Here is a 26293-nt window from a genome sequence, read left to right as displayed (position 1 = left end):
CCATTAGATCTACAGGCTCACTGTTCGAATTATAAGGAAAAAATGACCTGAATTCTTTATTAAGAATAACTTAATCTTTCTTTATTCACTATTAACACTCTGTTTATATTGATATTTTTAAAACTGGCACCTCCATTGCTTTATACAAAGCAGTACAACATGGAGGTTATACAATATGTCTTTAGTTATTAACAACAATTTGATGGCAATGAACGCAACCCGCAACCTGAACGATTCTTACGGTAAACTCGCAACATCTACCCGTAGACTCTCTTCAGGACTTCGCGTTGGCACCGCAGCTGACGATGCTGCTGGCCTCGCAATGCGCGAGCTGATGCGTGCAGATATTAAAACCCTTGGTCAGGGCCTGCGCAATGCAAACGACGGTATCTCAATGATCCAGACCGCTGATGGTGGTCTTGGCGTTATCGATGCTAAACTCATCCGCATGAAAGAGCTTGCCGAACAGGCAGCTACCGGTACGTACACCGACGTTCAGCGTAAAATGATCAACCAAGAATACCAGCTCATGGCTAAAGAAATTACACGTATCGCACAAGATACTGATTTCAACAGCAGAAAATTACTCGCTGGCTCCGGCCAGGACATTGAAGTTGAAAATAGCGTCGCTTCAAGCGCTGGTGCAAAAGACGCTGTAAAAGTTAACGAAGATGGCAACACCGAAACTTGGACTAGTATTGGCCCTACCTCAGAAACTGTAACTAAAACTGCAGGCACTACAACGCTTGGCACCACGGACGCCACTGGTATACAAACATTTAATGCAACTGCTGTTGACGTCATCTCGTACAAATCAAGATCTGGCAAAGCAGTAATTGCAAATGATATTGCTGTTAGTTCAGGAAGCATCGATACTAAAACTGGTGAACTGACTAGTGCAACTGCGCTTGATGCTGCTGGTTCGACGATTACTACGGGACAATACGCAGGCACTAAAGTCACAATTGAACAATTTGATGGCACTCAGTGGGTTGATATCACAGCAACAGTTGACGCTGGCGCCTATGTTGCCGCAAATAATGACATTCGGATTTCATCTGAAAATACTGACGGTTCTGTAATCCGAGATACATTTTCAAACAACACTGCAGGCACATTTAGCTTAACGCAAAACACTGCAGGTACAGATTACACCATTGGTACCGGTACATTATCTACCACAGCTATTCAGGTAAAATCTGAGGTAGCTGCGTCTAAAACATTTACCCAAACTACAAAGACTGGTGTAACTGTAGTCAATGACGCCACATCTTTCTTTGAGGACAACTCAACAAGCGTTATTCCTAACAAGGCAAGTTTCACTCATGATGGAAAGACTGGTGAAATCAATAAAGCCAAAGCCGTACAATCTTCTGCTACAAGCAGTTATGGTTCTATAAAGACGCCTGTTCAAGAATACACCATTGAAGCATATAATGAGACTACTAACACTTGGGAAAAGTTATCTCTTAATGCTACTGTTGGTAGTACACTTGACATCTCAAGCAGTGTTAAAGAATTCCGTATCACTGCTGAATACAGCGACAACCAGATGGTTCGTGATACGTTCTCTAACAACACAGATGGCGCGTTTACCATAACCAAAACTCAGTACGGTATGGATCTGGGAATGACTACTGGTGCTGGTGCACAGGATTCTTCTACCCAGCTGAACGTTAAATCTGAAGATCTGGTTGTAGTAAACGTACACTTTGGTTCCGGTAGCCAGGAAACCGACAGCTACAATACTTATATCAACATGGCGACCGCTAAGTCCCTTGGTGTTGGTGATGTAGCCGGTGACAATATCGAAACTCAGGACAATGCTAAAAAAGCACTGGACAACCTAACGATCGCTATTACCAGAAAAGACGAAATTCGTGCAGAAATTGGTTCCACTCAGAACCGCCTCGCTGCAACCATCGAAAATGTATCTATTCAGAAAGAAAACCTGCAAGCTTCTGAGTCCCGTATCTCTGATGTGGACGTAGCAACTGAAATGACTGAATTCAACAAAACTCAGATCATGACAAACGCTGCAGTATCCATGCTCGCACAGGCTAACTCCCTGCCGAAAATGGCTCAGAAACTCCTCGACGCACGCTAATAGCAAACGTCCCCTTAATACATATAAAGGCCGGGGCAAATTTCCCCGGCTTTTTCCCAACGATTTTGCAGTCGTTTTTTAAATGCATCGTCACTGCTGCTAGATAGCTTTGTAGAACATGGAGGTTATACAATATGTCTTTGGCCATTAACCACAATATGCTGGCAATAAATTCCAGATACAGCCTTAACCAAAGTTATAGCGGTATAGAAAAATCTACCGAACGCCTTTCTTCCGGCCTTCGTGTTGGAACAGCAGCAGATGATGCAGCTGGTCTTGCTATTCGCGAGATTATGCGTGCTGATATTAAAACCCTTGGTCAAGGGTTACGCAACGCGAATGACGGCATCTCCATGATCCAGACAGCAGACGGTGCTCTCGGTGTTATTGACGCTCAACTTATTCGAATGAAAGAGCTCGCAGAGCAGGCGTCAACTGGTACATACACTGATTCCCAACGCAAATTGATCAATCAGGAATATCAGAAACTTGCTCTAGAACTGACCCGTATTGCTGAAAGCAGTGTATTTAACACCAAGCAGTTATTGAACGGCTACCAGCATAATTTCACAGTAGAGCATGCAGCCCCCACTACCACCGGCACTGCCGCTGTAGATGCGACAAACAAAGCTATATCCACTATCGGCGCTACTGACACTGCAACTTTCACGAACAGAAACGAAGACGGTTTTGCCGTTACCACGACTGCTACATTCTCACACAAGGGAGTAGGCGGCGCGGTTCCAACAAACGCCACCTATACCTATAATGCAGATGGCACCACTTCTATTACACCTGAGACACAACCTGTTGCAGGCGATCAGGAACTTGTAAGCTCTGAAGTGTATAGCCTGAGCAAGCAGTATGAACCAAGCGATGCTACAAGCGTTCGCTACGAAATTTCTTCAGACGGCGGCAAAACCTGGAAAGATTTGCCTACCGCCGGTACCGTAACAACAAACGCCGGTGAACAACTCCGTGTTACAGCAGATTACCCTAAGGGTGAAATCACTGAAACCTTTGTTGACCCAAGCAGCACTGATCCTGCACTTGCTGGGGATGATGGGAAAATAGCATTCGTTTATGATGCCGGAACCCACACCGTCAGCTACACAACGGTACCTGTACACGGGACACCTCCACTGACTGAAGCACAAGTTGATGAAAACAGTGCGCAGGCAAAGGCTGATCTCTCAACAGTACAGAACAACATCAAGACGGACTCTGCTGCAACGATCAAATTCACCTTCGGTGCTCGTAACGAATCAACCGATCATTACGGTATTAAGATTGATAAAGTCAGTGCAAAATCTTTGGGGCTCGGTATTGAGGCGGGAGATTCTCTCTTAACACAAGAAAGCGCACGCAACGCATTGGACAATCTTTCAGCAGCTATCATCAAAAAAGATGCTATCCGCGCACGCATCGGCTCAACGCAAAATCGACTGGCAGCAACCATCGATAACATTTCTATCCAGCGTGAAAACGCACAGGCATCAGAATCTCGTATTTCCGACGTAGATGTTGCAGACGAAATGGTTGAATTCAACCGCAAGCAGCTTATGGCAAATGCTGCAATGTCTATTCTGGTACAGGCAAACTCTTTGCCGGAAACAGCACGCAAACTGCTTAGTCAGTCCTAGTCAGTTTACAAAGAACAAAAAAAAGCCGGAGAATTTCTCCGGCTTTTTTTATTGGCTCATATATCGTCAGTTATACATCAAGCCTGTCGAGTGCAATGCTGGCTGCATACTGTTCTGCACGTTTTACGCTTGGACCTTCTGCGATAACAAAAGTTCCATCTGGTAAACCAAGCTCAACCTCAAACACCTTAGCGTGTTCAGGGCCTTTACTGCTTTTAAGCGTATACGACGGACGGTCTTTAAATTTTTTCTGTGTCAGTTCCTGTAAGCGGCTTTTGTAATCTTTAGCCTTCGTGTTTTCCGGTTCATTAGGCCACTTGCCTTCAAACACGTTATCTATATATGCCAGCGCGCTGTCATATCCGCCATCAAGGAATACTGCACCAAGCACAGCCTCGAACGCATCACTCAATAAAGAATGTCTGTCACGCCCGCCCTGTGCTTCTTCACCTCTGCCAAGCTTCAAATATATTTCAAGCTGCATTTCAATAGCCAAATTCGCGAGAGACGGTTTACTTACCAGCTTCGCGCGCATACGGGTTAATATGCCCTCTCTAGCCTTAGGAAACTTGGCAAACAAGCGCTCGGAAACGCAAATTTCAAGAACTGCGTCACCTAAAAATTCTAATCGTTCGTTATGTTCTATCGCTCCGCCATGTTCATTCGCAAATGAACTGTGCGTAAGAGCTGTTTCAAGCAATGAAATGTCGGTAAATGTATAACGAATGTATTCTTGCAATCTTTCGAGCATACTATCCTTCTCGCACACAACGGTGCTTTTCTGCTAATAAATGCCTGGGTAAAAAAGAAAATAGCTGCCTTTTCTACACAATTCTTATCAACAGCATACGGTGATCGTATAAGTTTGCATTGGCGGTTATCTTTTTTTTGTCCGTATGTAAATACAGATGCTATTTTTCTATCAATTATGTCCAAAACTATGTAATAAACATTGCATTTGTGCAACATACACTACACATTCGTAACATACACTCAATTAGATATACGAACAGATGGCTCGTTGGGCATCCTGAACCAAAAAACAGTGAATATCTTCCTTGATTTTCTCTGTTATAATACGGCAAAGTGTAACTCGCATTTTAGCTCAAACTGCTTTATCTGTTTTATTATACTTTTTTAGTCCGTCGTCTATTCACGGCTGACTACTTTTTATGATATTGTTCCGACATCTGTGTTAGCATTTTCTGCTCAACTGTGCATACGTAACGCAGTACGGTTATATAGTTTTTTGACAGGAGGACGCAATGGCTGCAGGAATTTACATTGGCTCTACATCCGGATATTCCGGTAAAAACATGGTTGTTATGGGCATTGGTCTGCGTCTTCAAAAAGAAGGGTTTGATGTAGGTTACATGAAACCAGTGGGCGCTGTACCGGAAGAACGTGACGGAGTACTCGGTGATCAGGATGCATTTTTTGTTCAGGATATTCTTGGACAAGATGCACCGCCGCAGTTTGTCAGTCCGGTCGTCGTAACACAGGACTTTAAAGTTCGTGCTTTCAGCGGGCAGTTTGATGATCTTATGCCATCAATTAAGCACGGGTATGAACAACTTTCAGAGGGCAAAGATGCCATGGTTGTTGCAGGCTCCGGCTCTATGTACTCTGGCCGTTATTGCAACATTGATGGCATGCGCGTTGCCAAAGCGCTCGGCCTGCAAATTATCGTTATCGATCGACTCGATAAAGAATTGAACTACGACTACCTTGTCGTGCTCAAAGATGTTCTCGGGGACAGCCTCGCAGGTGTTATCTTAAATGATATTCCTTCCAGCTTTATGAATGAAGTGGATGGACTCATTAAGCCTTTCCTAGAACGTAATGACATTAAAGTACTCGGCGTAATTCCAAAAGATCCGCTTATGGGTGCGATCAAAGTAAGTGACCTTGCAGAACGCCTCGGCGGTAAAGTTATCTCCTGCCCGTCCAAGTCTGGGAAAGTTGTTGAAAACTTCCTCATCGGCACCATGCAGGTTGAAAACTTCATGACGCACTTTAGAAAGAATAAAAACTCCGCCGTTATCGTAGGTGGTGACCGTTCCGACGTGCAGCTTGTTGCCCTTGAAGGCAACTGCCCGTGCCTCGTGCTCACCGGTAACCTTTACCCTAACGATATTATTCTCACCCGCTCAGAGGTGCTGAATATCCCTATTGTCGTTGTTCGCGACGATACCTATACCGTAGCAAAAAAGATGGAAACAATTCTTTCCAGACACAAATTGCGCGATGTTATTAAAATTCGTCAGGGTGCTCAGCTTGTGAGTTCCTCAATCGATTTCGAATACCTCAAAGAACGTATGGGACTGGTTAACAAATAATTTTTTAGATTGTTGCTCCGGCGGCTGGGTAAGTCTTGCTAAAGCTAGATTTTCACAGCCGCCTTTCAAAAAAATTATGCCATCAGCAAGTACCCGCATACAGCTCTTTCACAACTTCATAATACGCTTTAATTTCTTCAAAATATTCCGCCATCAATAGTACCTCTACATTCCGAACAAGAGCTATGCATGTCTACAACTAGCCCACAACACAACGCGCTACCTTTTCGCACTGCATTTCCTTATCTTTGCCTTGTTGCGCTCATTTTTTATTTTAATTGTGTGGAACGGGCACTCCTATCGCCTCTACTTGTTTCCATTCAAAAAGAATTTCACTTCTCCTACACGCTGACAACCAGCTTACTTGTTGTGCGCTCGCTTGGGTTAAGCGTTAGCCTTTTTGCGAACGGCTTTCTTGCTACCCACTTCACACACAAACACATCATTACAGCATCTATATTTTTTTCCGGTGCAAGCTTTGCCCTGCTATCGCTCACGACAACCTACCTGCAACTGCAACTAGGCTTATTGTTTTTCGGACTTTCTGCCGGACTGTACTTTCCATCCGGCATGGCAACACTTGCCTCCCTTGTTGAGAAAGACGATATAAGCAAAGCATTCTCCATCCATGAATTAGCACCCAATCTCGCATTCATTACCGCACCGTTCATTGTAGAAATCATGCTTCTGTTCACAGACTGGCGTGGTGCCATGCGGTATGTAGGCATAGCGGCAATGCTACTTGCCATTTTCTTTGGGCTTTTCAGCAAAGGAGGCACAGGCAATGGAGCCCCACCACGCTTTGCTACCCTCAAGCGCATCATTACCAGACGTAACACATGGATCTTCTTTGTGCTTGCCGGCATCGGGCTTACGCTAGAGATTGCACCGTATTATGTGCTGCCACTGTTCTTGGTTGATCAACAGAATATGACAAGCCCAGAAGCAAACAACCTGCTTGCCATATCAAGACTCGCAACACCAGTCATGGCGCTTTCTGCCGGTTTTGTGTCCAGCAAAACAGGTATTAAACCTCTACTTTTCGCAGGACTGTTTTTAAGCGGGGTATCCCTTGCGCTCATGGCAACAATGCAGGGTGCGTTCCTCACAGCGGCAATAATTGCACAACCACTATTTCCAGCTATTCTATTCCCTGTAATCTTCAAGGTTTTTTCGGATTTCTTTCCACCGGAAGAACAATCACTTGTTCTCGCATTTACCATGCCCTTTATTGGCTTCATCGGCTCAGGTATCATGCCGAACTTTTTGGGATACTGCGGTGACGTGTTCTCCTTTGAGGCTGGTTTTGGAATACTAAGCGCGCTTACCTTCGCAAGTATGCTCGCGCTATTCATTACGCCATCAAAAGATTAGCACACTGAATAACTTGACAGTTGCAGAACGAATACCTACCTAAAGCCGGAACTTACTTTAAGGAGCAGAACATGGCTTATGAAATTAAATTAGTTAAATTGGTGAGCGGCGACATGCTCATTGGCAAAGCAAACGTTGAAGATAACATGCTTACCGAAGTTGCTGTTTTACAGACTGTACCAACTCAGCAAGGTGTACAGATGATGCTCCTGCCTTTCGGGTATCCGTTTGAGCAAGATTTCGACGCTAAAATTTCTACCGCACACGTAATCTACGAATACAAAGAGTGTCCGGAAGATCTTAAAACAAAATATCTCGAAGCTACTTCTAACCTTACCGTTTCCACCGGTGGCCTTGGCAATCTTGACCTTCAGGGTGGCGCAGGCGGTAACGTTACCGATATCTCCCAGCTTCTGAAAAAATAATTACGCTATTTTACAACAGTTTCTAAGAGGCGGCATTTTTGTCGCCTCTTACCTGTTTTGCACGACATAACTTTTTACGACACATCACGAATGTGAGAATGTGTCGCAGATACAAGCGCCGTTACCCTGCCAAAGGTATAAAATAAGGACATTCCATGCGTGAATTGCTGCAATTGGTTCCAAAACCAAGCCGTTACCTCGGCATTGAAGAAGGAACCGTTCATAAACAAGGTAAAGACATTTCCATCCACACCGCACTTGCATTTCCAGACATGTACGAAGTGGGTATGTCATACCTTGGTCAAAAGATTCTTTACGGAATTCTCAACGAGCGTGAAAACTGGTGGGCAGAACGCGTTTTCACCCCGTGTGTAGATACCGCACAGGTTCTGCGTGACCACAATACACCGCTTGCAACGCTGGAATCCGACACACCTCTTGGCGATCTCGACATGGTTGGCTTCCATGTTACTCACGAGCTTTGCTACACAAACATCCTGTACATGCTTGACTTAAGCAATATTCCGTTCCGTACAGCAGATCGTGGCGACACACTCGACATACCGATCATCATGCTGGCGGCGGTTGCACCTTATCTGCCGAACCACTTGCACCATTCATGGATCTCATGACTCTTGGTGAAGGCGAGTTCATGATGGTAGATTTGCTCGAAACTCTTGAGCAGTGTAAAAAAGAAAACACATCACGACACGAATTTCTCCTTCGTGCGGCGAAAATTCCGGGTGTATACGTACCGTCCTTCTTTGAAGAAAAAGAAGCAGGCGCCATGCTCGTGCCGACTGAAGACATTACCGCACGCCCAACTCGCCGAGTTGTACCAGAAATGGACGATGCCATTTTCCCTACCAGCCAGCCGATCCCGTTCGGCGCAGTACATAGCCGTCTTGCGTTGGAAATCGCACGCGGTTGTACCCGCGGCTGTCGTTTCTGTCAGGCAGGTATGACCTACCGCCCTGCGCGTGAACGGTCCGTACCGAACGTGGAAAAAATCGTACAGGAAAGCCTCACAACAACAGGCTACGACGATCTTTCTTTCCTCTCTTTATCCACCGGTGACTTCTCCGCTCTTAAAGAGCTGTTTATGAACACCGTAGATCGCTGTACACAGGAACAAGTTTCCGTATCATTGCCTTCATTACGCGTTGGCTCCATCGATGATGACATCATGGAAAAAATGGCTTCCATCCGCCGCACAGGTGCAACCCTTGCACCGGAAGCAGGCAGCCAACGTCTTCGCGACGTAATCAACAAAGGCATCACAGAAGAAGCCATCATCACCCACGTACGTAAGCTCTGGCAGCACGGCTGGCAGCAGGTTAAACTGTACTTTATGATCGGCTTGCCTACTGAGACCTACGAAGACCTTGATGAAATTGTAGAGCTTTGCCGCAAAGTACGCAGCGCAGCTGGCAGAAAAATGCAGGTAACCGCAGGTATCTCTCCATTTGTTCCAAAGCCGAACACTCCGTTCCAGTGGGAACCGCAAATTTCTTACGAAGAAATACGCAGCCGCATTTTCTATCTTCGCGACCAGTTCAAGAAAGAAAAAAATATGCGTATGCGCTGGCATGAGCCAGAATCCAGTCTTCTCGAAGGCATCTTCTCCCGTGGTGATCGTCGTCTCGCCAACGTTGTGGAAACCGCCTACGCCAAAGGTGCTGTATTCAGCAGCTGGATGGAGCATTTCTCCGTTGATCCGTACCTCGAAGCACTCGAAGAACACGGGCTCACCATTGAAGAATACACAGGCGGTCGCGACACCGAAGCAGCTCTCCCGTGGGATCATCTCAACAACGGTGTGAATAAAGAATTCCTCCTTCGCGAACTCAAACGCGCGAAAGAAGAAAAAATTACTGACGACTGTCGATACGGTGCATGCCGTGCATGTGGCGCCTGTGACAAAGGCGCACTAGAATCCGAGCTGGAACGTCTTACCGAAGACACAAAATACCAGAACATTCTCAACAACGACGCACGGGATCAGGAAGCACACGAGCTTGAGCTGGACGAAAAAGGCCGAATTGTCATCAAGTCCGAAGTCTCCAACAAGCCGCCAAAGCTTGCAGAGCACCTCACTATTAAAGCTGCGCATCTGCGCATCTGGTACAGCAAAGAAGGCGCATCCATCTTCCTCTCACAGTTGGAACTACAATCCATCTTTGAGCGTATCTTCCGGCGCGTAGAGCTTCCGCTCACCTTCTCTCAGGGCTTCCACCCGCTGCCGCTCATTTCTTTCGGCCGCGCGCTGCCAATCGGCGTAACAAGCAAAAAAGAATGGGTGAACATCTTCATTCGTGAGCCATTCACACCAGAAGAAGTATTCAAAAAGCTCATCCCTGCGTTACCTACCGGCATGTACCCAGTTGCCGTAGAAAAGCTCACCTTGTCCAAAAAACAAGCGCAGCCATATGCAGAGACATTCAGTGTTGAATACGTAGGCGACGAAGCACGCAAAGACGATTTTATTCAGGCATTCAAAGATATGCTCGAAGAAGAATCCATCATGTGGACGCGCCCTACTAAAAAAGGTGACCGCACCATGGATGTACGTCCTGTGTTCGCAAAAGTTATCTTCAACGAAGACAACATCACCATCACCCTCGACTGGACAACCAACTACGTGTCGCCAGTCAACATCGTTAAAGCCATCACACCAGGTTTCGACATCCTTGATTTCAAAATGACCAAGCTCGATCAGCACATGCCTTAAGCAGCTGGTCGAAAATAAGTTAATAGAAGAAGAAAAGCCCGTCACGTTGTGACGGGCTTTTCTTTTATTGTGCCTGCGGCGCTTGAGTTTTTATATGCCTCCGGCGGGTCTTCGACGAGCCTCCGGCGGCCAGAGAACCCTTTTGTAAAAGGGCTTCTCTGGACTCTCCTAAAACTTTTATCTACGAGGCCAGCACGTTTCTTATGGCTACATCGCGGCTTATGCGCCATTACCTTTCAGAAACTAAAAAAGGGTTATCCTTCAAATGAAGGATAACCCTTTATCTCATTATTCAAGTCAGTGGTTTTAAGCCGCGTGAAAATATCTTTGACAAAAGCCACTCGCAATAAAAATCGCGGTCAAGGGGGCGTCCCCCTTGCGGGTGCAGGGCAGCGCCCTTGCCCCTCGGAGAGCCGTCGGAGACTTGCCAGAGGCATCCCCCTGATAAGCGTCGCCAGAGGTATAAAAAAGGTAAATATTACTTACTCTTTCCCACCAGGATGTGCTTTGTCGTAAACTTCAACGAGCTTGGCGATGGTAAGATGCGTGTAGCGCTGCGTTGTGGTGAGCCGTGCGTGTCCGAGTAACTCTTGAACACTGCGCATGTCGGCTCCTGCTTCGAGTAGATGCGTTGCGAAAGAATGGCGTAAACTGTGCGGCGAAACGGCTTGCGGTAGACCTACACGCTTGCAGAGGTCTTCTATAAGCCGTGCTGCCTGACGACGGTTGAGTCTGCCGCCGCGAGCACCGAGAAACAACGCAGGCTCCTGCCCAGTTCCGTCGAGGTTACTCCGGACAGAAATCCATGCGTTCATGGCATCTTTTGCAGTGTCTGAAAGAGGCACAACGCGATCTTTTTCGCCTTTGCCTGTCACTCGCACTATGCCTGAATTCACGTTGATATCGTAAAGATCGAGTCGCAGCGCTTCGGAAATACGTAATCCCGAACCATAAAGAAGTTCAGCTAATGCGAGATCGCGTAACAATTGCTCTTCGCCATAGGCGCGCTTACGGGTGGATTCTGCTGCTACTTGCTTCTTTTTATTCAGCACTTCAAAAGTTTGATCAACATTGAGAGCTATCGGATGTTTTTGCGGTGCTTTGGGATTGCGAACGCCCTCTGTTGGAATATTTTCGATAAGCTTACGCTTTGCCATATATCTAAAAAATCCACGTAGCGCAGAAAGTTTGCGTCCCATGGAAGTTTTGCCAATTTGCACACGATGCAGCTCTGCTAAAAAACCACGGATATGCTCGCGTCCAATTTTTTCTGGCGTATCAAGCGTGTGTTGTGTTCGATGCAGGTACGTTTCAAACTGGAACAAATCCCGTGCGTACGCTTCGATAGTCGCACCTGAATATCCTTTTTCAATACTCAAGTGCCCTATGTACATTTCCGCCATATCAGGCAGGTCGGGTAATTCACCATCAAACGTATCGTCCGCAAACATGATCTTCTCCATCTAATCTGGGATGTCGCAACGTCTTTTTATAAAAACAAAAGGCTGTGAAAGACGGTCAACAGCCGTCAACAATAGAAAATTGGCGCCTGAAGAATGCTGACGTGCCGCACCGGATGCTCGCTAAACTTTTGCGTACTTCATTCCCGGAACCTGCCGCACTATCCCTGCCACTTCGAGCATCAGTAATGCGGTGCTGATCTGCGATGCAGGAACGCTGAGCATTCTGCTGAGCACATCTATATGCACAGACTCTTCGCCTGTGAGTAGTAAAATTATTCGATCATCGAGCGGCGCATCTGGATCAATAACTTTTTCTTCTAACGGTAGAATGTCGGAATGCACCCAAAGCTTAGCCTTAGGAAGCACTACATCATCTTCGGAATTCAAAACAGAATGAGCATTCTCGTTGCTAGCATTCGATCCGTCTGAAGCCACGTCCGTTATTGCAGGTTCATCACTTGCAACAGGCACTGACAAAGGAATCTCAATAACTTCTGGGATCGCTTGAAGCTGCTCTTCTATGCTTAGCTCACGCTCAACTGCTCGTTCGTTGTGGTCAGGCTCGACGGAATCTGGTTCAGCAAAAATAGATTCGGCTGGCTGAGCAGATTCTTCTAGTTTGACAACTTCTACTTTGACAGTTTCTTCGGGTGTGGCCGTTTCTTCAAGCTTAATAATTTCTTCAGGCTTAAAAGTTTCTTCAGATTTAGCAATTTTTTCAGGCTTAGAAAGTCCTTCAACTTTAGTAGGTTGTTCAGGCTTAGTAGCTTCTTCAGTGTCATGGGATTCATCAAGTTGATGAGGTTCGACTCCTACACATACAACATCAGCAGCCTCCGATTCTGGGAGATCCGGCATCGGAGCTACAACAGAAGGTTGCGCAGAAGAAACTGAGGTTGAGATATTCCCTGTTCTGGTGAAGTTATCAAGCGAAATTCCGAGCAACGGGGCGATAGATACAAGAATATCGTCGCAAGAGAACACAGCGGTTGCACCCTGACGGATAAGATCATGACATCCTGATGAAGAACGCGCCTGCATACGCCCCGGCACAGCAAAAACTTCGCGCCCTTGCTCCAGAGCATGGCGTGCAGTAATAAGGCTGCCACTTTTAGGTACTGCTTCGATAACGAGCACACCAAGAGACAGGCCACTGATGATACGATTTCGTAGAGGAAAATTGCGCCCTTCCGGAGGCATATTGGGAGGAAATTCCGTAACGATAATGCCGCGATCTGCAACATCAAAAAATAAGTCTCTGTTTTCCGGCGGGTACACATGCGAGATGCCAGTACCAAGTACAGCAATCGTGCTTCCCCATCCTGCAAGAGCATGGGCATGAGCAACGGAATCAATACCGCGTGCAAGACCGGAAACAGTTGTCACACCGGAGGCAGACAATGTCCGGCTCAGCATCTCCGTGGTGCGTATTCCGTCTTTAGAACAGCGTCTGGAGCCAACAACCCCGATAGACGGATTCGTCAGCAACGAAACATCGCCCTTATAGTACAGAAATAGTGGTGGGTCGGGGATTTCGCGCAACAGGTCAGGATACGTCGGGTCAGACCACAGCAGCACCTCGCAAGCAACCTGCGCGGCATTCTCCCACTCTTTTCGTGCCTGCTCCCGCCACTGGTTACTAAGCACAGCCTGCACAACCTTTGCGGAAATGGAAGCCCGCGCAGACCAGCCTTTAATATCTTTCATGGCGGCATTGGCAGAACCATACTCAGCCAGAAGCCGCTTGGCGGTTCTAAATCCGATGCCAGCAGTGTACCGTAGCGCCAATGACGCCCAAAAATCTTCTCGTCTATCTTCCGACAAAGTCGCAAGGCAGCTTACAGGAGTTGCATTCATATCTATCTATTAAATACCGGAAAGCATTTTGCGGGCAAGACGCGCTTCGTTCGTTTTTGGATATTTCTCAACCACTTTAAGAAGGTATCGACGCGCTTCAGAAAATTCATCCAGCCGCTCATAGGAATAACCAATTTTCAACATTGCCGCCTGTGCTTTGCTGCTATCTGGAAAACGACGGAGCACTTCGCGGAACAAGTCCACAGCAATGAGATAATCTTTTTGCGAATAGAACGACTCACCCACCCAATACACAGCATTAGGCATTAATGGATCATGCGGAAATTCAGTTAAGAACTCTTCAAGACGCTCACGCCCTTCTATGTAGCTTCCTTTCCCAAGAAGCTGCAAGGCATGTTTGTACATGGAAGTGGAACCGGTCTTCATTACAGGCGGACGAACACTTCTTTTGGAAGTCTGAGGAACAACACGCGGCGCAGAACTAGCCAATGTAGCTTTTGGTGTTGTAGGTGTTTTTACAACAGGCGTTGGTGCAGCCTTTTTGACAGGTTGAACCGAAGTCATAGCTGCTGGCTTTACAGATGGTGACGCGGAACGCTTACCGGAAGGTGTATGCAAAGGCTTTGCGATACTCTTGGTACTAGCAGCCAAGCGCTGCGAAGAAGGCTTTACAGAGTCCTTCTTCAACGGCACAAAAGGCACCCGTGCATTTGCTTTCGCCAGAGTAGCGGGACGTGGATTCGTTTTAAGAGATTTTTCTACAGCTGAATTTTTTGCATCAACGTACTTTGAACTAGAGCCTCTCTTAACGGCCTTTCGTGTGCCGCTAGACAATGCAGAACCACTAAGATCGTCTGCCATACTCTGTTTCGCAGTATTAACGCTACGAGGTGATGTAAAAACATGCACATCTGATGTTAGCTGAGCAGACGAACCGATCAACTCTTTTTGCGACGGGACAGGAAGACCCAGTTGCTTCTCTAAATTGGCAATGCGCGTCGAAAGACCAGCTTCGCGCACCGCAGCATTTTCTCTAAAATCCAGAAAACGCTGCTCCAAATTTTCCATACGCCACTTAGTACTTGCCACGTCCGTATGCATATTCGCAGTACTACACCCGCAACATACTAATATTATACTACCTACAAATAACCGCCGAATCATTGCCGCTCCTCTATGCCCGCCCACTGCTACCAAGCCATTTTCCGATTACAGCAGTCGATAACTACATCTGCAACCCAATATAACGCGCAGCATACCTTCAATTTGTTTTCAACAGAAGTTATTTTTTCAAGAAAGAACACCTGTTACACCTTTTTTCGTGCATACTGGCAAACACAGGGAAACTTGCTTTTCGTGTATAAATGGTGCAATAAACCATTGCTCGGCATAGAAGCCGTGCAAATGCATCCAAAGGAGTTCTTGTAGCATGAATGGGCTACTCAACGACCCTCAGTTTTTAGGACTTAGACTTGCCGGCTTTTTAGTCATTATGACTGTTCTCGCCGTGCCGTCTCTTCCTCTTATTTCTGCTATCAGCCAGAGCATCGCAAAATCTCAAAAAAAGAGTTTCTACGATAAATTCGGCAAGCAGCTTACACGTATGTGTCTCGTTTTCGGTGGCACCACGCTGGCAATACTCGCCCTTGGAGTTGTCCGCTACCTGACAGTTGATCCGATTATGCTTCAAGGCCCGTATCAACTACCACTGTTTATAACGATCGGCGTTATCATACTCGCATCAATCGTCTTGACCGTGTACTTCAACGCTTGGAAAGCTATGCGCAAACAAAAAAGCGCGCATATCACTCTTGGATTGGTAAGTTCTGCTCTCCTGTTCTGTGCAGTTATCTGCATTGGAATGTTTGCAAACGTGCTTCAGTCCATTGAGCATTTCCTTCCTTCTGCTGGAACACCGCTCGAGATACTGACTGCGCTTATTACAGCCGCAAGTTCAAAAGCATTCATTACCTACATCGGTCTTGGTCTCATTACAGGCTTCGCCCTGTGCGGCACCTTCGGGCAAATGTACCTGATATCCCGCAGAGAAAAAGACGACTTCGGTCGTGATTACTATAAATTTGCAATACCATACGCAGCCAAATGGGCTATTGGTGGCACAGTGCTCCAGCTTGCAGCTTCCTTTGCAATGCTTGCAGCTACCCACCTGTCCGTTGTTACTGAACTCATAACCACGAGTATGTTTAACGACCTGTTGCAGAACCCAATTGTAATGGCGTGGGCTTTTGCCCTTCTTCTGCCTGTCTTTGCCTGCATTCTCTGGACATTTATTGTACTTAGCGCAACACCAATGCGCAGAAAAGTCAGCATCTACTGTGCCGGAATCGTCATGGTTATTGCCGACATCAGTCTATTGTTCGCAGCCTACATTGGCATCATGATGACCATGGTACAGCCAATAATTGTTAGCTAGCGTCCAACTCATTGCGAGTTTTTAGAAAGCCCGACGCTATCCGCGTCGGGCTTTCTTTTTTCCTCACACTTTTTAACATAATTAGAACTCGCAACAGAACTTACACTTTTGTGCAAAAGTCGTTGACAACATATGTTAATCTGTTCAAATATTCTTCAGATTGACTGAATATTGGTGAACCACCAATTTGAATTATAAACGGTATGCAACCGGATAGAAGAGGATTCTGGAATGGATTTTAAACTTGATTTGCTCCCTGAAGAAAAACGGAATCACGAATGTTTGTTAGAGCTTGAAACACTCTCATTCGGCCAGATGCGCAGTGACCACATGTTCCTTTGCGATTACGAAGATGGCGAATGGAAAGACCCGCGTGTTGTTCCTTATCAGGACTTCTCTATTGCCCCTGGCGCTATGGTACTCCATTACGGTCAGGCTATTTTTGAAGGTGCAAAAGCATTTCAGCGCAATGATGAGATTTTCACATGGCGCTTTGATAAAAACGCAGAACGCCTTAACGAATCTGCACGAATTCTCTGCATGCCTGAAATTCCAGTAGATCTTCAGGTTGAAGCACTCAATCGCCTGCTCGACGTTGAACGTGACTGGTGTCCAAACATTGAAGAATCTTCTCTGTACATTCGCCCGTTCATGTTCGCTACACAGGACTCCCTTGGTGTGCATCCAAGTGCTAACTACACTTACTGTATCATGCTCTCACCAAGTGGCCCTTACTACGCTGGCGGCTTCAGCAATACAGTTACCCTGCTCGTAACAGAAAAATTCCACCGCGCTACACCAGGCGGCACCGGTGCTGCTAAAGCATGTGGCAACTACGCCGCGTCTCTGCGTGCACAGGAATTTGCAAAATCAAAAAATTGTGCTCAGGTACTCTACCTTGATACAACCAATACCTATCTTGAAGAAGTTGGTGCAATGAACCACTTCCATATCAAGAAAGACGGTACTATCATCATTCCAGAATTTACCGACACAATCCTTAAATCCATCACTTCTCAGTCAGTGCTGGATCTCTTCCCGAATGCTCGTCAGGAACGCATCAAAATTGCTGACTTCCTCGAGCAGATTGAAAACGGTGACATCATCGAAGCTGGCGGTTTCGGTACCGCAGCAGTAATTACCCCAGTTGGTAAATACGTAACCGATGCTGGCAAAGAATATGTTGTAGGTAACGGCGAAATCGGTGAACACACCCGCGCTATCTACGATAAATACGTAAGCATGCAGCGCGGCGATACTGAAGCTCCAGAAGGCTGGCTCGTTCAGGTTCCTCGCTACTAAGCATCACCTGCCCTTAGATCATTAAAAAGGCGCCCTTTTGGGCGTCTTTTTTGTGACTACTGTATATTACCGATGTGAATTTGTGGTGCGTTGCCTCTGGCAGGTCTGCGACGCTTTGTTGTCTCCGACAGCGCTTATCAGCGGGATGCCTTCGGCGACTTAAGAACCTCTTGCAAGAGGTTCTTAAGAATCTCCAGAAACTTTTATTAGCGAGACCAGCACGTTTTTTTATGGTCTCACGCGGCTTATGCCCCACGACCTTGAGCAGAACTCTCCAAAATTTGATTCTTCTGTGCACGTAGCTAACATATTTACACAGAAACACCCAAAAAAAGCCCCTACCTATGAGAGGTAGGGGCTTTTACACACCGAAATTTGTTGTAGTAGCTAAAAAGCAGTTACTAGCGACGTGGCTCGCGTGCTTTAGCTTCGGAAAGAGTTGCTGGGCGACCCATCAAGTTTTTTCCATTAAGGGTTTCAATTGCAGCGTCTGCTTCATCAGCATCCATGTCTACAAAGGCAAACCCGCGGGAACGACCAGTTTCCTGATCTTTCATAATGCGTACACGGATTACGGTGCCACATTCTTCAAAGAAGTCACGCAAGTCATCGTCTTCAGCAGACCATGCAAGGTTGCCAACAAAAATACTTTTTACCATCTGATTCTCCATAAAATTTCACGGCTCTCCCGTGGTTCTGCTGCAATATACCGAAATTGGGAATGGTCGCAACGAAAATATACGCCCCACAAAATATCCCGTAGAATATTCTCCCTCCACAGCCTCACCCCATACCGAGTTGCCTTACGTATCCTACTAGCTCCACACTGAGATACTCTACCCCGCACACACAAAGAAAAGCTGACTTAACCAGACACACTTCAAGTTAATCAAACCGAGATAACTGACACATAACAAATTATACACAAGGTAGTGAGGCATAAGCCGCGTGAGATCATAATTAACCAGTTCACCTCGCAGATAAAGGTTTCTGGAGATGCTTAAGAACCTCTTGCAAGAGGTTCTTAAGCCGTCGGAGACATCCCGCTGATAGGCGCTGCCAGAGGCACCTTACTGGTAAACACCACTAGAAGCTTCCCCAAAACACCCCATCTGTGAACATCGTAAAAAAGCACAAAAAAAGGGGACAGCAACCGCTGCCCCCTTTGGGAATCTATATTGGCCGACTTAGCTAAGCCAGTCGTTCAATTCTGCAATCTGTGCTCTTACAGCATCGGGGCCAGTACCGCCCTGAGTTCTGCGACGAGCGACAGCATTTTTGTAGGAGAGTACTTCGTACACATCGTCTGCAATCAGATCAGAAACAGTGTTGAACTCTTCGATGCTGAGATCTTCGAGTCCTTTGTTTTTGTCTTCTGCAAGCGCCACCGCAGCGCCGGTGATGTGGTGAGCTTCACGGAACGGAACGCCTTTGCCTACGAGGTAGTCAGCGAGTTCTGTTGCGTTAAGGAAGCCCTGTTTGAGCACTTCTTCCATGCGTTTTGTATTAAAACGCAATTCGGAAAGCATACCTGCCATGATGGCGAGGGATGTTGAAACTGTTTTATCAGTATCAATAAACGGCTCTTTATCTTCCTGCATATCACGGTTGTAGGTCATTGGAAGACCTTTAACTGTAGCAAGCAGGTTGATGAGAGAACCGAAAGTACGACCTACTTTACCGCGCATGATCTCCGAAACGTCGGGGTTTTTCTTCTGCGGCATGATGCTTGAGCCGGTGGCGTAAGCATCTGGCAGGTAGATGTACCCGAAGTTAGGGTTTGCCCAGTATACGAGTTCTTCGTTGAGGCGCGAAAGATGCGTCATAACGAGTGAACCGTCGAACAAGGATTCCAGAACAAAATCTCTGTCGGACACCGCATCCATAGAGTTTTTGAAAGTTCCGTACATGCCGAGTTCTTCTGCAACTGATGCAGGATCAAGCGGATATGTGGTGCCTGCAAGTGCTGCTGCACCAAGCGGACACACACGAGCGCGTTTGTCGCAGTCTACCAGACGCTCAAAATCGCGCTGAAGCATCCATGCGTAGGCAAGAAGATGATGTGCAAGGGATACAGGCTGTGCTGGCTGCATATGAGTGCAACCTGGAAGCAAGGTATCCACGTGCTCTTCTGCCTGCTTAACAAGCTCTGCAACTACGCCTTTAATAAGGTCCTGCCATTCGCGGATAGAGTCAGACACGTACAGGCGGAAATCAAGCGCCACCTGATCGTTTCTGGAACGTCCGGTATGCAGGCGTTTGCCAGCATCACCGATAAGCTCAGAAAGACGGTTTTCGATGTTCATGTGAACATCTTCGTACTCAGTTTTCCACTGGAACTGACCGTCTTCAATTTCCTTAAGAATAGCATCAAGGCCGGATACGATGGAATCTGCATCTGCCTGACAAATAACCTGCTGACGAGCGAGCATACGCGCATGGGCTTTAGACCCTGCGATATCCTGCTTGTAGAGGTTTTTATCGTAGGAAACAGATTCTGTATATTCTTCTACGAGCGCAGCGGTTTTCTGACGAAAACGTCCGCCCCACATCTTTTTTTCTGCCATGATGAAAACCTACTTTTTGTAGCCGAGCAAACGTAAGCCCTGAAGCTTAATAAAGCCAGCTGCGTCTGCCTGATCGTAAACGTCGTCCTCTTCAAAAGTTGCGAGATCTTCGCGGTAGAGAGAGTAAGGAGACTTACGACCAACAGGAATAACGTTACCTTTGTACAGTTTGATACGAACAGTACCGGAAACGTTTTTCTGGGTTTCATCAATAAGTTTCTGCATTGCTTCACGCTCTGGAGCGAACCAGAATCCGTTGTAGATGCAATCTGCATACTTAGGAATCAAAGAATCACGCAGGTGCATGGTGTCACGGTCGAGGCAGATGCCTTCGAGATCGCGATGAGCAACGTGCAGAATTGTGCCGCCCGGGGTTTCGTAAACGCCACGTGACTTCATGCCAACAAAGCGGTTCTCAACCATATCGAGACGACCAACGCCGTGTTTGCCGCCAACAGTGTTAAGCGCTTTAACCATTTCGGCAGGGCTTAATTTTTCACCGTTAAGAGCAACAGGGTCACCGCTGATAAATTCGAGTTCAATGTACTCTGCTTCGTCCGGAGCCTGTTCTACTGGAACAGCCATGAGGTAGGAACCTGGACCCGGCTCAAGCCAAGGGTTTTCCAGCTCGCCACCTTCAAAGGAGCAATGAAGCATATTTCTGTCCATGGAGTACAGCTTACGGGAAGCTGCAACTGGAAGCGGAATGTCGTGCTGCTCAGCAAAGTTGGTGAGGTCAGTACGGGAACGGAAGTTCCATTCACGCCAAGGAGCAATTACTTTGATGGATGGATCAAGAGCCATTGCAGAAAGTTCGAAACGAACCTGATCGTTGCCTTTACCGGTTGCGCCGTGGGCTACTGCCTGAGCGCCTTCCTCGTGTGCAATTTCGATAAGGCGTTTAGTGATAAGCGGACGCGCAATGGCAGTACCGAGCAGGTAGCGGCTTTCGTAAATTGCGTTAGCGCGCATCATCGGGAAGATAAAATCGCGTGCGTACTCTTCACGAAGGTCTTCAACGTATGCGCGGGTAGCACCGGTAGCCAATGCTTTTTCATCTACGCCGTCGAGGTCTTCTTCCTGACCTAAGTCAGCAGTAAGAGTAACAACTTCACAATTGTAAGTAAGGGCAATCCATTTGAGGATTACAGAAGTATCGAGCCCGCCGGAGTATGCGAGCACAACCTTTTTAATATCATTAGACATTTCGTACCTTCCATTCTTTTATTGAAAAGCGGAGCACATTACATGCTCCGCATACTATCTAGCAACAAATCTCAATAAATCAGCAACGTAATGTGTATGCTGCTTTGAATTTATATTCCTAGCAGCGACACAGTCTGTTGTCTGTTTGTCTTAATCTGCTTTGAATACCCATTCGAGAATTGCTTTTTGCATGTGCAGGCGGTTTTCTGCCTGATCCCATACAATCGAAGCCGGACCTTCGATAACTTCTTCACTCACTTCCTCGCCGCGGTGTGCTGGCAGGCAATGCATAAACATTGCGTCCGGATGAGCAAGAGCCATCATCTTCTCATCAATCATGTATCCTGCAAATGCTTTTTCACGGCGCTTTTGCTCTTCTTCCTGTCCCATTGATGCCCATACGTCTGTGTTTACGTAGTGTGCACCGTCGAGAGCCAATTTAGGCTCGTGGGTACAGAAGATTTTAGCTCCAGCCTGCAACGCAAATGCAAGCAGTTCTTTATCCGGCTCGTAGCCTTCCGGAAACGCCATAAACAGCTCAAACGGAAAGTACATTGCAGCTTCAATCCATGAGTTGGCCATGTTGTTGCCATCGCCAATCCATGCAACACGTACTGCGTCAAAGTTAGGAGTGCGCTCGTGGATAGTTAAGAGGTCACTCATAATCTGACATGGGTGCCCTTGGTCAGTAAGCGCGTTTACAACCGGAATATCACCATAGTGTACCAGCTGTTCAATGTTTTCCTGACCGAAGGTTCGAACAATCATACAGTCATTGTATCGGGAGAGCACTCGAGCAGTATCTTTTAGCGGTTCACTTCGACCCAACTGGCTTTCAGCCGGAGTCATAAAAATGGTTTTGCCGCCAAGTTGGTACACAGCAGTTTCAAAAGAAACGCGTGTACGGGTGGATGCCTTCTCAAAAAGCATAATCGCTGTTTTACCAGCTAGAAGTTCACTTCGGTGATCAGTGTCCTTCATCTCTTTAGCGCGGGCAATAAGGTCATATGCAGCTTGGCAACCCAAATCTCTGATACGTGTAAAGTGCTTGGTCATCATGACCCCCTGTAATTATGTGCTTTCCCAATAAAATCCTTAAAAAATAGTCTCAGATTTTCAGCAGAACTTGCAGCTTTTAAAGCTCCTTTTGCCGGATCAAAGCAAATCTGTGCAGTACAAAGTGCAAAAAAACCAAGATCAAAGCATACATAGAAGCATGTGGCATTTGGGGCTTTAAAGCAGCAAAGCAATGTACAAGGTTGCCATCAATCTGGAATATCCTTGCCGAAAATAACCTGAAGCAGATGTTTTAGGCTGAATGCACAATCTTGTAAACCCACGCCGTATGAATTTTTCGCGGAATATCCACTTAAAACACTGCCCTGCACTACTGCAGCGCCCCATTTTGACCGGAGCTCACATTACAGACCAAAAGGCGTTGCTGTATGCCTTTGTCATCAATATGCAAACGGTTCCATTTTTGAAGTGTTGCAAAACTATGCAAGCCTCGGTATATGTTCACAATGAGTACAAAAGCATACAGCAATCCCTTGCGACATTATCGGCAGCAGTATACTCGGCACGATGATGAACAGGCATTTCAAGTTTTAGTCGAAGAGACAGACTTGCATGTAACTGCATGTAAGAATCTGTCTTTAGAGATTGCCGCGTATGTGACAGAACTACGCGGCATGTTGAAGTCCTACATCACATTTCACCCCGAGTTTTTGGAAAGCTTTTCCCCTGTAGTTGTGCCGGAGCACGCGGCACTCATCATTAGACGCATGGCAGAAGCTGCCAACATTGCTAATGTTGGACCTATGGCGGCAGTAGCTGGCACTATCTCACAGATGGTGTGCGAAAAATTTGCATATCAGAGCCCCGAACTTATTGTCGAGAACGGCGGCGACGTATACATGCTTTCTTCCAAACCAAGAATTGCAGGTCTATTACCGGACCCTAACAGTGATGCCACCGTTGGTATTAAGCTGGATGATACGGACTTCCCTGTGGGAATCTGTGCCTCCTCCGCTACCATCGGGCATTCCATCAGCCTAGGCTCCGGCGAACTTGTTGCAGTTCGATCCAAAAACGGCAGCCTTGCGGATGCATGTGCAACCTCATTTTGTAATATGCTGAAACTTCCCGGCGATGTGGAACGCGTTACAGAAGAGGCCATGCGCTTACAGCACCACGGTATTGAAGGCGTTTTTGCTCAGTGCGGTGACAAAGTCAGCGTATGGGGCAAAATGGAATTAGCCGTTGTTTAAGAATTGGGCACAACATACCAATTTATCCTGCTGAATCTCGCATACCAACAAAATCTACGAGCATAGTGGAAGTAAAACGTACGACCTGATACACTGCTCTGACGAGGTGTTGATATGCGAGAAGCAGCAGTAGTCTTTCCTCATCAGCTTTTTTTGGATCATCCTGCCGTTGTGCAGAACCGTCCTGTCTTTTTATTGGAAGAACAGCTTATGTTTGGCGATCACCGCTGGCAGAGCAACTTTCATAAACAAAAACTCATGCTTCATCGCGCCAGCTTGAAGGCATATGAGCACCGTCTGCAACAGGCGGGACACGCGACCACGTACATTTCCCATCTTCCATCGCAGAACATGCACAATCTGTTTGCAGCACTGGCAGAAGCCGAAATTACGCACATCTACATCGCCGCCCTTTCAGATTACCTGCTGGAAAAACGACTCCAGCGCGAGTGTATCGCACACAACATCACCCTGACCACACTACCAACACCCTCATTCTTTTTGCAAAAAGGCGAAGCCGAGGCACTGTTAGGCGACAAGCCGCGTCAGGCATCATTCTATTCTGCCCAGCGTAAAACGTTAAACGTATTGCTACAGGAAAACGGAAAGCCAGTGGGCGGCAAATGGTCAATGGATACCCAGAATCGCTATGCGTATGATGGCATTGTGCCGGTTCCCCCGCCACCACCGGATGTAACATCTCCATTTTCCACAGAGGCATACGCACACGTAACAACAGCCTATCCAGATGCATTCGGTTCAGACTTACAACTTCTCTACCCGCACACACATGAACAGGCGCAGCAATGGCTTGATGACTTCATCGAACACAAACTGCCCCATTTCGGCATCTATCAGGATGCCATCATGCACGATCACGACTTCCTTTTTCACGCCCTCATATCTCCGGCGTTGAACATAGGATTACTTAGTCCGCAGCAGGTGCTTAATGCAGTTCTGGACATATGGGAAGAACGCAAGATTCCTCTCAATTCTATAGAAGGATTTATACGGCAACTTATCGGCTGGCGGGAATTTATGCACGCAACTTACTGCAAGCTAGGTGTGCAGCAACGTACATCAAACTTTTTCAAGCATACCCGTCCGATTCCACAATCGTTCTACACCGGCACCACAGGAATTACTCCTGTGGATACAGTCATCAAACGAGTGCTGGAACACGGATATTGCCATCACATAGAACGGCTTATGATTCTGGGGAATTTCATGTTGCTCTGTGAGTTCGACCCCACGCAGGTGTACACGTGGTTTTTAGAGCTTTTCATAGATTCTTACGACTGGGTTATGGTGCCCAATGTGTACGGCATGAGTCAGTACGCGGATGGCGGGCTCATTACTACCAAACCGTATGTGAGCAGTAGCAATTACGTACGCAAGATGAGCGATTTCCCTCAAGATGAATGGTGCCCTATCTGGGACGGGCTATACTGGCGTTTTATCTTCACACATTATGAATTATTTGAAGGCAACAACCGCACACGCCCCATGATCTGGGGATTGCAACGCATGGATGAAACCAAGCTGCAACAACATCTGTCCGTGGCGGAAACTTACCTTGCGTCGCTACCGCCAGCTATTGACGGTTCGCAATAAAGATACCGCAAACAATCAGGAAGCCGGACAAGCCATGCACCCATGTAATTGCTTCACCTAAAATAAGCCACGCCTCGATACCGCAAAACAGGGGCAAACTGTAATACACAATGCCCGCTTTTGCAGGGCCTATGCTCGCGATGGCATAGTTCCAGAAAAGGTATGCTAGAAGTGATGCGCCTACACCAATATATAAAATAGATCCTAAAACGTGCGGTGCTGGCATAACAGGCGGTGCGTATGTCCATTCCCACAACACCCACGGCAACAGCATTATCCAACCAAGAATAAAGTTGGCACCAAGGTACGCTGTCGGCAATAACGCAATCGGCTTACGGCGGACTAAAATGGTGTAGATTGCAAAAATAAGTGTGGCGAACAGCATCAGCAAATCGCCGTCATTAAACTGCAATTCAAGCAATAACCCAAGATCACCCCGTGTTGTAAGCATCACAACACCCAGCACAGAAAGCACAACACCACACAGACGTGTCACAGTGATGCGATCATTCAAAAAGATATGCGCCAATACGATAATGAAAACTGGTGAGAAAATGGCAATCAACGACAAGTTCAGCGCCGTAGTTTTATGCCCTGCAATATAAATTAAGGTGTTAAAGACGGTAACACCCATAAATGCTGTGGGGATAAGATGACGCAAACTTAAAAGCAGCTCTGTACGCTGACGGTACAATGCAGCAAATGCAAACGGCAGCAAAACAACTGTCGCGGTTGTCCAGCGGCAAAAAGCAAGCGTAACCGGAGCAATCTCACTGGATAATCCACGGGCAACAATAAAGTTACCGGACCAGATAACGGTGGCCATCAACGCAAACAGGTATCCGCCATAACGAGCAAGCTGAGGAGGAAGATTCATTATTTTCTCATTGTCAAAACATGTTAGCGATCACAAACTTTATTCAGTAAGTTAGTGAGTTGCATAATGCAAGCTCATTCAATCACATCAATCTATACCCATCTACTCCTTCTATTAGTTTAT

The 26293-nt window shown here is 46.7% G+C and carries 19 protein-coding genes and 2 pseudogenes; 12 read left to right on the top strand and 9 right to left on the bottom strand.

From position 1 onward, the window contains the following. Nucleotides 1–175: 175 nt before the first annotated feature. From MKHDV_RS12440 to MKHDV_RS19230, 3 genes and pseudogenes are all read left to right on the top strand, one after another. Nucleotides 176–596 (top strand): annotated as a pseudogene (locus MKHDV_RS12440) (flagellin); the annotation flags it as partial. Between the two features lie 956 nt (nt 597–1552). After that, a complete protein-coding gene (locus MKHDV_RS19235) occupies nt 1553–2107 on the top strand; it encodes a flagellin (protein WP_160715863.1) in 555 nt (184 codons plus the stop codon). 134 nt (nt 2108–2241) lie between these two features. After that, on the top strand, nt 2242–3750 hold the full coding sequence (locus MKHDV_RS19230; protein ID WP_160715758.1) for a flagellin: 1509 nt from the start codon (nt 2242–2244) through the stop codon (nt 3748–3750). Nucleotides 3751–3820: 70 nt separating this feature from the next. On the opposite strand, the gene rnc is transcribed toward MKHDV_RS19230, so the two are convergent. Next, nucleotides 3821–4501: a ribonuclease III gene (gene rnc, locus MKHDV_RS12425; RefSeq protein ID WP_160715756.1), complete on the bottom strand. Its 681-nt coding sequence runs from the start codon at nt 4499–4501 to the stop codon at nt 3821–3823. A 514-nt stretch (nt 4502–5015) separates the two neighbouring features. On the opposite strand from rnc, the gene MKHDV_RS12420 reads away from it, so the two are divergent. The 5 genes and pseudogenes from MKHDV_RS12420 (at nt 5016) to MKHDV_RS19225 (ending at nt 10619) form a co-directional block, all read left to right on the top strand. Then, nucleotides 5016–6089 carry a phosphotransacetylase family protein gene (locus MKHDV_RS12420; protein WP_160715754.1) on the top strand — a complete coding sequence of 358 codons (1074 nt, stop codon included), beginning with the start codon at nt 5016–5018 and terminating at the stop codon, nt 6087–6089. 189 nt (nt 6090–6278) lie between these two features. Continuing rightward, a complete protein-coding gene (locus MKHDV_RS12415) occupies nt 6279–7463 on the top strand; it encodes a nitrate/nitrite transporter (protein WP_160715752.1) in 1185 nt (394 codons plus the stop codon). 71 nt (nt 7464–7534) lie between these two features. Beyond that, a complete protein-coding gene (locus MKHDV_RS12410) occupies nt 7535–7888 on the top strand; it encodes a hypothetical protein (protein ID WP_160715750.1) in 354 nt (117 codons plus the stop codon). Nucleotides 7889–8043: 155 nt separating this feature from the next. Beyond that, a pseudogene (locus MKHDV_RS12405) lies at nt 8044–9746 on the top strand (TIGR03960 family B12-binding radical SAM protein); the annotation flags it as partial. 303 nt (nt 9747–10049) lie between these two features. After that, complete coding sequence (locus tag MKHDV_RS19225; RefSeq protein ID WP_371416029.1) at nt 10050–10619, top strand: TIGR03936 family radical SAM-associated protein; 570 nt, start codon at nt 10050–10052, stop codon at nt 10617–10619. A gap of 482 nt (nt 10620–11101) precedes the next feature. Here MKHDV_RS19225 and MKHDV_RS12400 read toward each other — a convergent pair whose 3' ends face one another. The 3 genes from MKHDV_RS12400 to ybgF all read right to left on the bottom strand — a co-directional run bounded on the left by MKHDV_RS12400 (nt 11102) and on the right by ybgF (nt 14989). After that, nucleotides 11102–12070, bottom strand: coding sequence for a tyrosine recombinase XerC (locus tag MKHDV_RS12400; protein ID WP_160715748.1), 969 nt, complete (start codon nt 12068–12070; stop codon nt 11102–11104). A 132-nt stretch (nt 12071–12202) separates the two neighbouring features. Then, entirely contained in the window at nt 12203–13939 is a 1737-nt protein-coding gene (dprA, locus tag MKHDV_RS12395) for a DNA-processing protein DprA (RefSeq protein ID WP_160715746.1), read from the bottom strand. A 9-nt stretch (nt 13940–13948) separates the two neighbouring features. Continuing rightward, nucleotides 13949–14989 carry a tol-pal system protein YbgF gene (gene ybgF / locus MKHDV_RS12390; protein WP_160715744.1) on the bottom strand — a complete coding sequence of 347 codons (1041 nt, stop codon included), beginning with the start codon at nt 14987–14989 and terminating at the stop codon, nt 13949–13951. A 340-nt stretch (nt 14990–15329) separates the two neighbouring features. Between ybgF and MKHDV_RS12385 the strand changes: the two genes are divergently transcribed. Together MKHDV_RS12385 and MKHDV_RS12380 are read left to right on the top strand one after the other, a co-directional pair. Then, nucleotides 15330–16334: a hypothetical protein gene (locus MKHDV_RS12385; RefSeq protein WP_160715742.1), complete on the top strand. Its 1005-nt coding sequence runs from the start codon at nt 15330–15332 to the stop codon at nt 16332–16334. 231 nt (nt 16335–16565) lie between these two features. Then, nucleotides 16566–17636, top strand: coding sequence for a branched-chain amino acid aminotransferase (locus MKHDV_RS12380; RefSeq protein ID WP_160715740.1), 1071 nt, complete (start codon nt 16566–16568; stop codon nt 17634–17636). A gap of 401 nt (nt 17637–18037) precedes the next feature. Here the strand turns inward: MKHDV_RS12380 and MKHDV_RS12375 are convergent, their stop codons facing one another. The 4 genes from MKHDV_RS12375 to argF all read right to left on the bottom strand — a co-directional run bounded on the left by MKHDV_RS12375 (nt 18038) and on the right by argF (nt 22465). Beyond that, nucleotides 18038–18295: an RNA-binding protein gene (locus tag MKHDV_RS12375; protein ID WP_160715738.1), complete on the bottom strand. Its 258-nt coding sequence runs from the start codon at nt 18293–18295 to the stop codon at nt 18038–18040. 528 nt (nt 18296–18823) lie between these two features. Continuing rightward, nucleotides 18824–20203 carry an argininosuccinate lyase gene (gene argH, locus MKHDV_RS12370; RefSeq protein ID WP_160715736.1) on the bottom strand — a complete coding sequence of 460 codons (1380 nt, stop codon included), beginning with the start codon at nt 20201–20203 and terminating at the stop codon, nt 18824–18826. A 9-nt stretch (nt 20204–20212) separates the two neighbouring features. Continuing rightward, nucleotides 20213–21409, bottom strand: coding sequence for an argininosuccinate synthase (locus MKHDV_RS12365; protein WP_160715734.1), 1197 nt, complete (start codon nt 21407–21409; stop codon nt 20213–20215). 150 nt (nt 21410–21559) lie between these two features. After that, nucleotides 21560–22465 carry an ornithine carbamoyltransferase gene (gene argF / locus MKHDV_RS12360; protein WP_160715732.1) on the bottom strand — a complete coding sequence of 302 codons (906 nt, stop codon included), beginning with the start codon at nt 22463–22465 and terminating at the stop codon, nt 21560–21562. A gap of 467 nt (nt 22466–22932) precedes the next feature. Here argF and MKHDV_RS12355 point away from each other — a divergent pair, with 467 nt between their 5' ends. Together MKHDV_RS12355 and MKHDV_RS12350 are read left to right on the top strand one after the other, a co-directional pair. Then, entirely contained in the window at nt 22933–23679 is a 747-nt protein-coding gene (locus MKHDV_RS12355) for a UPF0280 family protein (protein WP_160715731.1), read from the top strand. A 114-nt stretch (nt 23680–23793) separates the two neighbouring features. Continuing rightward, nucleotides 23794–25293 carry a cryptochrome/photolyase family protein gene (locus MKHDV_RS12350; RefSeq protein WP_160715730.1) on the top strand — a complete coding sequence of 500 codons (1500 nt, stop codon included), beginning with the start codon at nt 23794–23796 and terminating at the stop codon, nt 25291–25293. Here the strand turns inward: MKHDV_RS12350 and MKHDV_RS12345 are convergent. Beyond that, nucleotides 25274–26170: a DMT family transporter gene (locus MKHDV_RS12345; RefSeq protein ID WP_160715729.1), complete on the bottom strand. Its 897-nt coding sequence runs from the start codon at nt 26168–26170 to the stop codon at nt 25274–25276. The two genes, MKHDV_RS12350 and MKHDV_RS12345, sit on opposite strands and share 20 nt — an antisense overlap. Nucleotides 26171–26293 lie beyond the last annotated feature (123 nt).

This window comes from Halodesulfovibrio sp. MK-HDV (assembly GCF_009914765.1).
Lineage (GTDB): Bacteria > Desulfobacterota > Desulfovibrionia > Desulfovibrionales > Desulfovibrionaceae > Halodesulfovibrio.
The sequence above is the reverse complement of the archived record's forward strand: the minus strand, read 5'-3'. Positions and strand labels throughout refer to the sequence as shown.